Source organism: Clostridium sp., from assembly GCF_029267215.1.
GTDB lineage: Bacteria > Bacillota > Clostridia > Clostridiales > Clostridiaceae > Sarcina.
Genome location: NZ_JARIDH010000030.1, coordinates 23,554 through 34,832, shown reverse-complemented (window position 1 = coordinate 34,832; position 11,279 = coordinate 23,554). Strand labels below are relative to the sequence as shown.

13 protein-coding genes are annotated in these 11,279 nt (G+C 30.0%); 12 read left to right on the top strand and 1 reads right to left on the bottom strand.

What is annotated here, in order from left to right:
* Positions 1–76: 76 nt before the first annotated feature.
* From rpsP to rnhB, 7 genes are all read left to right on the top strand, one after another.
* Entirely contained in the window at positions 77–322 is a 246-nt protein-coding gene (gene rpsP / locus Q1K13_RS04870) for a 30S ribosomal protein S16 (protein WP_300348106.1), read from the top strand.
* Positions 323–369: 47 nt separating this feature from the next.
* Entirely contained in the window at positions 370–597 is a 228-nt protein-coding gene (locus Q1K13_RS04865; protein WP_300348105.1) for a KH domain-containing protein, read from the top strand.
* Positions 598–653: 56 nt separating this feature from the next.
* Positions 654–1,151, top strand: coding sequence for a ribosome maturation factor RimM (gene rimM, locus Q1K13_RS04860; protein ID WP_300348104.1), 498 nt, complete (start codon positions 654–656; stop codon positions 1,149–1,151).
* Complete coding sequence (gene trmD / locus Q1K13_RS04855; protein WP_300348103.1) at positions 1,141–1,851, top strand: tRNA (guanosine(37)-N1)-methyltransferase TrmD; 711 nt, start codon at positions 1,141–1,143, stop codon at positions 1,849–1,851. The genes rimM and trmD overlap by 11 nt, the downstream gene beginning before the upstream one ends.
* A gap of 118 nt (positions 1,852–1,969) precedes the next feature.
* Positions 1,970–2,320, top strand: a complete 351-nt coding sequence (gene rplS, locus Q1K13_RS04850; protein ID WP_300348101.1) for a 50S ribosomal protein L19 — start codon at positions 1,970–1,972, stop codon at positions 2,318–2,320.
* Between the two features lie 140 nt (positions 2,321–2,460).
* Positions 2,461–3,306 carry a ribosome biogenesis GTPase YlqF gene (ylqF, locus tag Q1K13_RS04845; protein WP_300348100.1) on the top strand — a complete coding sequence of 282 codons (846 nt, stop codon included), beginning with the start codon at positions 2,461–2,463 and terminating at the stop codon, positions 3,304–3,306.
* A 15-nt stretch (positions 3,307–3,321) separates the two neighbouring features.
* Positions 3,322–4,140 carry a ribonuclease HII gene (gene rnhB, locus Q1K13_RS04840; RefSeq protein WP_300348099.1) on the top strand — a complete coding sequence of 273 codons (819 nt, stop codon included), beginning with the start codon at positions 3,322–3,324 and terminating at the stop codon, positions 4,138–4,140.
* On the opposite strand, the gene Q1K13_RS04835 is transcribed toward rnhB, so the two are convergent.
* Positions 4,141–4,509, bottom strand: a complete 369-nt coding sequence (locus Q1K13_RS04835) for a YraN family protein (protein ID WP_300348097.1) — start codon at positions 4,507–4,509, stop codon at positions 4,141–4,143.
* Between the two features lie 145 nt (positions 4,510–4,654).
* Here Q1K13_RS04835 and Q1K13_RS04830 point away from each other — a divergent pair, with 145 nt between their 5' ends.
* The 5 genes from Q1K13_RS04830 to rpsB all read left to right on the top strand — a co-directional run bounded on the left by Q1K13_RS04830 (position 4,655) and on the right by rpsB (position 11,240).
* A complete protein-coding gene (locus Q1K13_RS04830; RefSeq protein WP_300348096.1) occupies positions 4,655–6,178 on the top strand; it encodes a YifB family Mg chelatase-like AAA ATPase in 1,524 nt (507 codons plus the stop codon).
* The gene (dprA, locus tag Q1K13_RS04825; protein WP_300348095.1) at positions 6,179–7,261 is read left to right on the top strand and encodes a DNA-processing protein DprA; all 1,083 of its coding nucleotides are present in this window, start codon (positions 6,179–6,181) and stop codon (positions 7,259–7,261) included.
* Positions 7,262–7,304: 43 nt separating this feature from the next.
* Positions 7,305–9,407, top strand: a complete 2,103-nt coding sequence (gene topA / locus Q1K13_RS04820; protein WP_300348093.1) for a type I DNA topoisomerase — start codon at positions 7,305–7,307, stop codon at positions 9,405–9,407.
* 142 nt (positions 9,408–9,549) lie between these two features.
* Positions 9,550–10,326, top strand: coding sequence for a GTP-sensing pleiotropic transcriptional regulator CodY (codY, locus tag Q1K13_RS04815; RefSeq protein WP_300348092.1), 777 nt, complete (start codon positions 9,550–9,552; stop codon positions 10,324–10,326).
* A gap of 212 nt (positions 10,327–10,538) precedes the next feature.
* A complete protein-coding gene (gene rpsB / locus Q1K13_RS04810; RefSeq protein ID WP_300348090.1) occupies positions 10,539–11,240 on the top strand; it encodes a 30S ribosomal protein S2 in 702 nt (233 codons plus the stop codon).
* Positions 11,241–11,279: the final 39 nt, after the last annotated feature.

Below are 11,279 nucleotides of genomic sequence, written 5' to 3'. Positions count from 1 at the left end.
TAGTAAAAAGGGATTTTTAAGTAAACTTCCTTTTATGAAATAAATTGAACACACTTTTGAAGGAGGTGAAAATGTAATGGCAGTTAAAATAAGATTAAGAAGAATGGGTGCTCACAAAGCTCCTTTCTACAGAGTAGTTGTTGCTGATTCAAGAAGTCCAAGAGACGGAAGATTCATCGAAGAAATTGGATATTACAACCCAATCGCTAAGCCAGAAGCTGAAGTTAAAATAGATGCTGAGAAGGCTGCTAAGTGGTTAGGAAATGGTGCTCAACCAACTGATGTAGTTAAAAAGTTATTCAACCAAGCTGGTATAAAATAATTTTCCTTAGGGAGGTGAATCTACTTAATTTGATTAAGTAGTATAATATGAAAGAGTTAGTTGAAATACTTGCTAAGTCACTAGTAGATAAACCTGAAGATGTTCATGTAAATGAAGTCACAGGAGAGGAAACGATCATATTAGAACTTAAGGTATCACCTGAAGATATGGGAAAAGTTATTGGAAAGCAAGGTAGAATTGCCAAAGCTATCAGAACAGTGGTGAAAGCTGCTGCAATTAAAGAAAATAAAAAAGTTGTAGTAGAGATCATTTAAGTAAGAGTTAGGGGTATACCTAACTCTTCTTTTATATATAAAAAAGGGGTGTTAAAATGAACGATTTATTAGTAATAGGTCAAATAATAAACACTCATGGATTAAGAGGAGAAATGAAAGTAATGCCTCTAACAGAAGACATGAGAAGATTTGATGACTTAGAGTATGTTCTATTAAAAGGTAAGAAAGTAAAGGTTGAGGGTGTTAAATATTTTAAGGATAAAGTTATACTTAAATTAGAAGGAATAAACTCAATAGAAGAAGCTGAAAAGTTAAAGAGAACTTACTTAGAAATAGACCGTGAACATGCTATTGAACTTGAGGAAGATGAATATTTTATCGTAGACTTAATAGGATGTAAAGTTTTGGATACAGAAGGATTTGAGTACGGAAAAATTAAAGATGTTATACAAACTCCAAGCAATGATGTTTATTGGGTTCAAGGAAAAAAAGAAGTTTTAGTTCCAGTTTTAAAAGATATAGTTTTAGATATAAACATGGATGATAAGTTAATAACTATTAGACCTTCTGGAGAGTGGCAAGATGAGAATTAATATTCTTACATTATTTCCAGAGATGTTTGATATATTTAATCATAGCATACTAGGAAGAGCTAAGGAAAGTGGAATTCTACATATAGAAGCAACCAACATTAGAGATTATACTTTAAATAAACATAAAAAAGTTGATGATTATCCTTATGGTGGTGGGGCTGGCATGGTCATGACTCCTCAGCCTGTGGTTGATGCAATAAAAGACGTAAAGAAAAATAACAATGGAAAAGTTATATTTTTAGGACCTAGAGGAAAGACTTTTAATCAGGAACTTGCTAAGGAACTTGCTAAGGAAGAAGAACTTATTTTTGTTTGTGGTCATTATGAAGGTGTAGATCAAAGAGTTTATAAATATTTTGATTTAGAAATTTCACTTGGTGATTTTGTGTTAACAGGTGGAGAAATGGCTTGTATACCGGTTATTGATAGTATAACTAGATTGGTGCCTGGGGTTTTAGGAAAAGAAGAAAGTTTTCAAGATGAAAGTTTTTATGATGGAGCTTTAGAGTATCCTCAATATACTAGACCAGTAGAATTTGATGGAGAAAAAGTTCCAGATGTTCTCTTATCAGGTCATCATGAAAATATTAGAAAGTGGAGAAGAAAAGAATCACTTCTAATAACAAAAGAAAGAAGAAAAGATTTATTTGATAAAATAGAACTTTCAAAAGAAGACATAAAATTATTAAAATCAAAATAAAAACATTGATTAAAGAAACTAAGTGTGATAGAATAAATTTCGTGCTAGTACCGGCGGTCCTCTGTCACAGAGAGTGTTAAGAACGTCAAAATTTTTAGATATCAAGGAGGAATGCACAATGAACGAAATCATAAGAGCAATCGAAAAAGAACAAATCAGAGAAGATTTAACTCAATTCAACATAGGTGATACTATAAAAGTACATGTTAGAATTAAAGAGGGTAACAGAGAAAGAATCCAAGTATTCGAAGGTACTGTTATAAAAAGACAAAACGGTGGTTTAAGAGAAACTTTCACAGTAAGAAGAGTTGCTTACGGTGTAGGAGTTGAAAGAACTTTCCCAATCAACGCTCCAATAATCGAGAAAATCGATGTTGTAAGAAGAGGTAAAGTAAGAAGAGCTAAGTTATTCTACTTAAGAGATAGAGTAGGAAAAGCTGCTAAAGTTAAAGAGTTAACTACTAGATAATTTAAACATAAACTGGGACTAGTGAATAGTCCCATTTTTTGTTTGTTTAAAAATATTTGAATTTTTACATTAAACAATATTGATTTAATTTGTTTAAGATAATATATTACATAACTTAAAATAAGAAAGGGTGATTTAGTATGGCTATAAACTGGTTTCCTGGCCATATGGTCAAAACGAAAAGAGAAATACAAAACAATTTAAAACTTGTTGATGCTGTTATAGAAATAAGAGATGCTAGAATACCTAAGTCTTCTAAAAATCCAGATATAGATACTTTATGTGCTGGAAAGCCTAGAGTAATATTACTTAATAAAAGCGATTTAACTGACCCTAAAATAACTAAGGCTTGGAAGGATAGTTTAACTAATAAAGAAACTGTTGTTTTAGAAGTAAACGCTTTAAAAGGTGAAGGTTTAAATGCTATAAAACCAGCTCTTTTAAAACTTCTAAAGGAAAAACATGATAAGTTAAGAGCTAAGGGATTAGTTAAAATAACAACTAGAGTTATGGTTGTTGGTATTCCTAATGTTGGTAAATCAACATTTATAAATAAGATGGCTAAGAATAATATAGCTAAGACTGGAGATAGACCAGGTGTTACTAAGAACAAGCAATGGATAAAAACTAAGCTTGGAATTGAACTTATGGATACTCCAGGGGTTTTATGGCCTAAGTTTGAGGATGAAACAGTTGGATTAAATTTAGCTTTCACAGGAGCTATAAAGGATGAAATCATGGATACTGAAGAATTAGCTCTTAAATTAGTTGAGAGACTTCAAGAAACTAATCCAAATGAGTTAATGACTAGATATAAGCTTACAGAAATTCAAGAGAATCCATTAGATAACCTAGATGCTATAGCTAGAAAAAGAGGAGCTATAATGGCAGGAAATCAAATAGATTACAATAGAATCGCAGGAATAATCTTAGATGAATTTAGAGGCGGAAAAATAGGGAGAATATCTTTAGAGAAGCCAGAATAGGAAGTGTATTCAATTATGGAAGATTTAATAAAAGATATTAAAGAAAATTTAAGTTCATATTCTTTTAAAGTAATTAGCGATTTAGTTAAGAATTTAGAAGTAAGAAGAGATAATAAGTCAGAGGTTAAAGAAATCGCTGACTTATTAAAAGGGGATAAAAGAAAAAATGTATCTTCTTTAGGAAACAGAATAGAAAAAAATCTAAATAATCTTATCAAAGAAGAAGAAAGAGTTAAAAATATGTATCTTTTTGATAAGAGTTTTGGAGATTATAAGTATATTGCAGGTGTTGATGAGGTTGGAAGAGGACCATTAGCAGGTCCTATAGTATCAGCAGCTGTAATATTGGATGAAAGTGATTTAGAGGATATAATTCTTTATATAAACGATTCTAAGAAGCTTTCTGAGCATAAGAGAGAAGAATTAAGTGACATAATAAAAGAGAAAGCTTTAAGTTATTCAATAGCTATGTGTGATAATCAAGAAATTGATGAAAAAGGTATAGGATATTGTAATAATGAGGTATTCATAAAAGCTTGTGAAGGATTAAAAATAAAACCAGATTTGGTTTTATCTGATGGATACTTGATAAAAAACTTTGGTGGAGAAAATAAGCATGTTATAAAAGGGGATACTAAGAGTGCTTGTATAGCATGTGCATCAATTATAGCTAAGGTTTATAGAGATAACATTATGAAAGAGTATCATAAGAAATATCCTCAATATGACTTTGAAAAGAATGTTGGTTATGGAACAAAAACTCATGTAGATGCATTAAAAGAAAATGGGCCTATAGAGATACATAGAATGAGTTTTTTAAAGAGTATTCTATAATTAACTTCTAAAGGCATCTTCTATAAAATTTATGGAGTAATCAGTATAATTTCTGTTGAAAATTACTTCAATAACATCAAAACGAATATAAAAATTGTAGAGTTTTTTAGAATGCATATAGTATTTAGCTGCATTTATTATTCTACTTTGTTTAAAGCAGGTTACAGATTCTTTTGGATTTCCAAAGGAGTTTGAGAACCTGCTTTTTACTTCTACAAAATTTAAAATTTCACCTTTCAAAGAAATCAAGTCTATTTCTCCAGACCTACAGATAAAGTTCTTATCTAGTATTTTATAATTATTTTTCTTAAGAAAATTTAAGGCTATATCTTCACCATAAAATCCTATTTCTTTATTATAATTTCTCATAAATTCACCTCTTCTAAAGTTTTGACATAAGAATTTTTATTAAACATTTTTGGGGGAATTATTTTTATGAGAACATATGTTTAAAAAATGAATTTTTTGGAGAGTATCTTTTTAAAAGCATATCTTTTAGGGAGAAGGATGATAAATGGCAATAAGTTTAATAAGTTCAACATTAAATGGAATAGAAGGAATAATTGTTAATATAGAAGTTGATATAAGTAAGGGATTACCAAGTTTTACATTGGTAGGATTAGCCGATACATCAGTTAGGGAAGCTAAGGAAAGAGTGAGGGCTGCAATAGTAAATAGTGGATATGAATTTCCTCTTGGAAGAATAACTGTGAATCTTGCACCAGGAAATTTAAGAAAGGTTGGCACAGCTTTTGATTTGCCTATAGCTTTAGGAATTTTAATGGAGAGTGGTCAATTAGAAAAGAAGTTTATTGATAATACTGTATTTTTAGGAGAATTATCTTTAGATGGAAAAATAAGAGGAGTTAAGGGTGCTTTATGTTCTGTGATTTCTGGAGTAGAGCATAATAGTAATAATTTTATAATACCAGAAGAAAATCTAGAGGAGTGTTCTTTTGTTGAAAATGTAAATATATATGGATTTTCAAATTTAAAAGAGGTTTGGGGATTTATTACTTATGAAGATGTTATTCCATATAAAAATAAAAGTAATAAAATAATAAAACGAAAAGATGAATCTTTTATAGAAGTTTGTGGGCAAGAAAGTTCAAAGAGAGCCTTATGTATAGCGGCGGCTGGAAATCATAATGTTTTACTTCAAGGACCACCAGGGTCAGGAAAAACAATGCTTGCCAAAGGAGTGAAATCTATATTACCAGAACTTAGTGAAGAGGAAGCTTTAGAAAGTACAAAAATTTATAGTGTTTCAGGCTTACTAAAATCTAAGGAGTGGACTAGGGAGAGACCTTTTAGAAATCCACATCATACTTCAACTATGGTTTCCTTAATTGGAGGAGGAAGAGATTTAAGAGTTGGGGAGGTTACCTTAGCTCATAATGGTATATTATTTTTAGATGAAATTTTAGAATTTGACAGGAGAACTTTAGAATGTTTAAGAGAGCCTATAGAAAATGGAGAGATAACCATATCTAGAAATAGTGGGAGTGTAACATACCCTGCTAATGTAATGCTTATAGGAGCTTTTAATCCTTGTCCATGTGGAAATTATTTAAGTGGATATGAGGGGAGGATTTGTACTTGTAGTGAGTATGAAAGAATTAAATATAGAAATAGACTTTCTAAGGCTATGTTAGATAGAATAGACATTTTTACAACTGTTAGATATGCTTCCTATGAAGAGCTTAATTCTAAAAAGAAAAAAGAAAATATAGAGGATATAAGGGATAAGATTAAATTAGCTAGAGAAAGGCAAAAGTTTAGATTTAAAGAGGAAAAAATAAACTATAATTCACAAATGAAGCACGGAGATATTCAAAAGTTTATAACTATAAATGAAGAATGTCATGATTTGTTAAATAAAATATATGATAGGTTTTCATTAAGTAGTAGAGCATTAGATAGGATTGTAAGAATATCTAGGACTATAGCTGATTTAAGTGATGAAGAGGAGATAAAAAAAGCCAATATATATGAAGCTATTAATTATAGAAAATCCTTAGAGGGAGATGTTATATAAATGAAAGAAGTTGATTTGAATTATAAAATTTGGTTTGGAAATTTGAATGTTTCAAATAATATAAAGGTTGAACTTTTAAATCAATTAGGAAATGAGGAAAATATTTATATACATAGGAAGGATATAGAAGAAAGTGGATTAAAATGTGCGGGTAAATTTAATTGTGATATTGATATGGATTTGAATAAGCGAATAATTAATGATATAAATAAGAAAGACTATAAAATAGTAACATATTTAGATGAAAATTATCCTAAAAGGTTAAAGCTTATAGATGAACCTCCATATATATTATTTTATAAAGGAGATTTGGAGAGTGCAGAAAACACCAATATAGCTATAGTTGGATCAAGAAAATGTGATAATTATGGTAAGAAATGCACGAAATTAATAACTTCCAGTCTAGGAAGTTTTGGAGTAGGAATTATAAGCGGAGGGGCTTTTGGAGTTGATACTGAAGCGCATAAAAAATGTATTGAGGGAAATTTTTATAATGTTGCTGTATTTGGTTGTGGAATAAATGTAGATTATCCTGTTTATAATAGAGAATTATATAAGAAAATAATTAAAAATGGATGTATAATAAGTGAATTTTTCCCTGATACACCTCCTTTAAGATACAATTTTCCAAGAAGAAATAGAATAATAAGTGGATTGAGTGATGCGGTTATAATTGTTCAGGCTGGAGAAAAGAGTGGCTCATTAATAACTGCAAATTATGCAGTGAATCAAGGTAAAGAAGTTTTTGCTGTGCCTGGGGATATATTTTTACCAGAAAGCAAAGGGTGTAATAATCTCATAAAAGATGGAGCTAGCATATTTACAAATGTAGGTGATCTATTAAACTCAATCAAATTTAATGTAAAAAAAGAAAATAAAATTAGTAAAAATGGAGATAAAGAGGAAGAATCAGGATTTAATGAGCTTATTTTGAAGATATTAGACAATAATATAATGCATATAGATGATATTATAAGAGTAACAAATATTGACACATCCATCATATATGAGTTATTATGTGAATTGCAATTTGAAAATAAAATAGAAGTTATACCAGGAGATTATTATACAAAAATAATATGATAGTTTGAGGGGGTGAACACTCTGAATTAATTCAGAGTTTACGATGGGTCAAAAATTAGTAATTGTTGAGTCACCAGCTAAGGCTAAAACAATAGAAAAATATTTAGGTAAAAACTATGTAGTCGAAGCATCAATGGGACATGTAAGAGATTTGCCAAAAAGTCAATTAGGCGTTGATATAGAAAATGAATATAATCCAAAGTATATAACAATAAGAGGAAAAGGGGAGCTTTTAAGCAAATTAAGAAAATTAGCAAAAAAGAGCGATAAAATATATCTTGCAACTGACCCTGATAGAGAAGGAGAAGCTATATCTTGGCACTTAGCTAATGTGCTTAAAATAGATGAATCAGAGAATTGTAGAATAGAATTTAATGAAATAACAAAGTCTGCTGTTAAAAATTCTATAAAAAATCCTAGAAAAATCAATTCTAACTTAGTTGATGCGCAGCAAGCTAGAAGAATTTTAGATAGACTAGTTGGATATGAGATAAGTCCACTTCTTTGGAGAAATGTAAAATGGGGATTGAGTGCAGGGAGAGTTCAATCTGCTGCCTTAAAACTTATATGTGATAGAGAAGAAGAAATTAAGAAGTTTAATCCAGAAGAATACTGGACAGTTGATGTAAAACTTAAAAAAGGAAGAAAATCATTTCCTGTTAAATTAACAACTAAAAATAAGAAAAAAGTTGAAATAAAAAATAAAGAACAAGCAGATTTAATAATAGAAGAATTAAAGCAAAATGAATATGTAGTAAATAAAATTAAAAAAGGAGAAAAAAATAAAAATCCTTTAGCTCCATTTACTACAAGTACACTTCAACAAGAAGCAAGTAAGAAGTTAAACTATATGACAAAGAAAACAATGTCTGTAGCACAACAACTTTATGAAGGGGTTGAAGTTAAAAAGTTTGGAATTGTTGGTTTAATTACTTATATGAGAACAGACTCTGTACGTATATCAAATGAAGCTCAAGAAAAAGCTCTTAATTTCATAAAAGAAAATTATGGAGAAGAATATATTCCAAGTGAGCCTAGAGTATATAGAGGAAAGAAAAATATACAAGATGCTCATGAAGCTATAAGACCTACTTATGTTGAGATTACACCTGAAATTGCAAAGGAAAATTTAAGTAATGATCAATATAAATTATATGCTTTAATATGGAAAAGATTCGTTGCAAGTCAAATGGCTACATGTATATTAAACACAAATAGCTTAGAGATTAAAAATGGAGAGTATATTTTAAGAGCTAGTGGATCTACTATTAAATTTGATGGTTTCATGAAAGTTTATGAATATATATCAGGTGAAGAGGAAGAGTCAGTTCTTTTACCAGAACTTGAAGAAAATGAAGTTTTAAAAGAAGATTCAATTGAAGGAAAACAACATTTCACTCAACCACCAGCAAGATATTCAGAGGCTGCTTTTGTTAAGTTGTTAGAAGAAAAAGGAATTGGAAGACCAAGTACTTATGTTCCTACTATATCAACATTAATAAGTAGAAAATATGTAGATAGAGAGAAGAAAATTCTTATTCCTACAGAATTAGGCTTTATAGTAAATGATATAGTTTCAACATACTTTAAGCAAATAGTCGATACTGATTTTACTGCTGAAATGGAAGTTAAACTTGATAATGTAGAAGCAGGTAAGGAAAGTTGGACTCATATAGTAGATGAATTCTTTACTCCTCTTAAAAAGGATATAGAAAAGGCAGAGAGCGAAATATCAAAAGTAATCATAGAAGATAAAGTAAGTGATGTTCCATGTGATAAGTGTGGAAGACTTATGGTTATAAAACATGGTAGATTTGGAGATTTTTTAGCTTGTCCTGGATATCCTGAGTGTCAGAATACAAAACCTATAGTAGAAGAGGTTGATGCAAACTGTCCTTTATGTGGAGGGAAAATTTTAGTTAAGAGAAGTAAAAAAGGAAATAGATTTTATGGATGTAGCAATTATCCAGAATGTAACTTTGTAAGTTGGTATGAACCAACAAATAAGAAGTGTCCTGATTGTGGTTTATATATGGTTAAGAGATATTCAAAGAGTAAAGGTGAGTACTTACAATGTAGTAATAAAGATTGTAAGCATGAAGAAAAAATAGAAAAAACTGAAGAAGAAAATAGTTCAGAAAAGTAGTAGAATAGACGTTATATTCCATGTGAATATTTGTTGAAATGAAATAGGTACTATGTTAATATTTAAATAATGGGATTATTATAAGAATATTTTAAAGATTCTGAAATTTACATCTTTTGTAGAATGGTGCGAGGAGGATATAATGTCGACACTACTTAATAAAACTAGAAGATTAAACAAGATTTTACAAAAATCAGGTACAGAAGCTATAGCTTTTGAAGATATATGCGAATTGTTAAGTGAAGTTATGTTATGTAATGTATATTTAGTAGGAAGAAAGGGAAAGATACTTGGTTATTCTTTTTCTGAAAAATTTGAATGTGATATAATGAAAGAAAAAGTCGTTGTTAATAAAAAATTTCCAGAGGATTATAATGATAAGTTAATTAATATTCAAGATACATTGGCTAACATATCAAATAAAGGTTTTTGTGTTTTTGAAGGAGTAGGAGAATGCTTAATTTCTCAAAAGATATCAACAATAGTTCCTATAGTTGGTAATGGAGAAAGATTAGGTACCTTACTATTAGCTAGATTTGGTGAGGAATTCAATGACGATGATTTAGTTTTAGCTGAATATAGTGCAACAATTGTTGGAATGGAGCTTTTAAGATCTAGACAGGGTGAAATAGAAGAAGAAGCTCGTAAAAAGGCAGTTGTTCAGCTGGCTATAGGAACTCTTTCATATTCAGAGTTAGAGGCTGTAGAACACATTTTTAGTGAGTTAAATGGAAATGAGGGATTACTTGTAGCTTCAAAAATAGCTGATAAAGTGGGAATAACGAGATCAGTTATAGTAAATGCATTAAGAAAGTTTGAAAGTGCAGGAGTTATTGAGTCAAGAAGTCTTGGAATGAAAGGTACTCACATTAAGATACTAAATGAAAAATTAATGGATGAACTTAAAAAGATAAAGTAATAGGAGGTGTCTTAGACATCTCCTTAATTTTTAAAATTCTATATATTTTGAAAAAATAAAAAAATCCTGTTGATACTTTAACTACCCTATGTTATACTATCAAAGGTAACAAATACACACATTATCGAATTCGTAGATTGGTGCTACAAATTGTAGTTTCTATGAAGAATGTAGATAGTGGAGGAATTAACCAATTGAGGAGGAAAATAATAATGTCAGTAATTTCAATGAAACAATTATTAGAAGCTGGTGTTCACTTTGGACATCAAACAAGAAGATGGAACCCTAAAATGGCTCCTTACATCTTTACAGAAAGAAACGGTATATACATAATCGATTTACAAAAAACTGTAAAGAAAGCTGAAGAAGCTTACAACTTCATAAGAGAAGTATCAGAATCAGGTAAAGACGTAATATTCGTTGGAACTAAGAAACAAGCTCAAGAAGCTGTTAAAGAAGAAGCTGAAAGATCAAACATGTACTTCGTTAACCACAGATGGTTAGGAGGAATGTTAACTAACTTCAAAACAATCAAAACTAGAATCAACAGATTAAACAGATTAGATGAAATGGAGCAAGATGGAACTTTCGAAGTTTTACCTAAGAAAGAAGTAATCAAGTTAAAACTTGAAAGAGAAAAACTTGAAAGAAACTTAGGTGGAATCAGAGAATTAGATGCTTCAAACATCGGAGCTATGTTCGTTGTTGACCCAAGAAAAGAAAAGAACGCAATAGCAGAAGCTAAAATATTAGGAATCCCAGTAGTAGCTATAGTTGACACTAACTGTGATCCAGAAGAAGTTGACTACGTAATTCCAGGAAACGACGATGCTATAAGAGCAGTTAATTTAATAGCTGGTAAAATGGCAGACGCTGTAATCGAAGGAAGACAAGGCGAGCAATTAGCAGAGTAATATTAACATAAATACTGAAAAGGTAGATGAGACTCTGTC

Bases quoted from the DNA above. Each gene is read 5' to 3' on its own strand.
- rpsP (WP_300348106.1), top strand. From the start codon at position 77: ATGGCAGTTAAAATAAGATTAAGAAGAATGGGTGCTCACAAAGCTCCT.
- Q1K13_RS04865 (WP_300348105.1), top strand. From the start codon at position 370: ATGAAAGAGTTAGTTGAAATACTTGCTAAGTCACTAGTAGATAAACCT.
- rimM (WP_300348104.1), top strand. From the start codon at position 654: ATGAACGATTTATTAGTAATAGGTCAAATAATAAACACTCATGGATTA.
- trmD (WP_300348103.1), top strand. From the start codon at position 1,141: ATGAGAATTAATATTCTTACATTATTTCCAGAGATGTTTGATATATTT.
- rplS (WP_300348101.1), top strand. From the start codon at position 1,970: ATGAACGAAATCATAAGAGCAATCGAAAAAGAACAAATCAGAGAAGAT.
- ylqF (WP_300348100.1), top strand. From the start codon at position 2,461: ATGGCTATAAACTGGTTTCCTGGCCATATGGTCAAAACGAAAAGAGAA.
- rnhB (WP_300348099.1), top strand. From the start codon at position 3,322: ATGGAAGATTTAATAAAAGATATTAAAGAAAATTTAAGTTCATATTCT.
- Q1K13_RS04835 (WP_300348097.1), bottom strand. From the start codon at position 4,509: ATGAGAAATTATAATAAAGAAATAGGATTTTATGGTGAAGATATAGCC.
- Q1K13_RS04830 (WP_300348096.1), top strand. From the start codon at position 4,655: ATGGCAATAAGTTTAATAAGTTCAACATTAAATGGAATAGAAGGAATA.
- dprA (WP_300348095.1), top strand. From the start codon at position 6,179: ATGAAAGAAGTTGATTTGAATTATAAAATTTGGTTTGGAAATTTGAAT.
- topA (WP_300348093.1), top strand. From the start codon at position 7,305: ATGGGTCAAAAATTAGTAATTGTTGAGTCACCAGCTAAGGCTAAAACA.
- codY (WP_300348092.1), top strand. From the start codon at position 9,550: ATGTCGACACTACTTAATAAAACTAGAAGATTAAACAAGATTTTACAA.
- rpsB (WP_300348090.1), top strand. From the start codon at position 10,539: ATGTCAGTAATTTCAATGAAACAATTATTAGAAGCTGGTGTTCACTTT.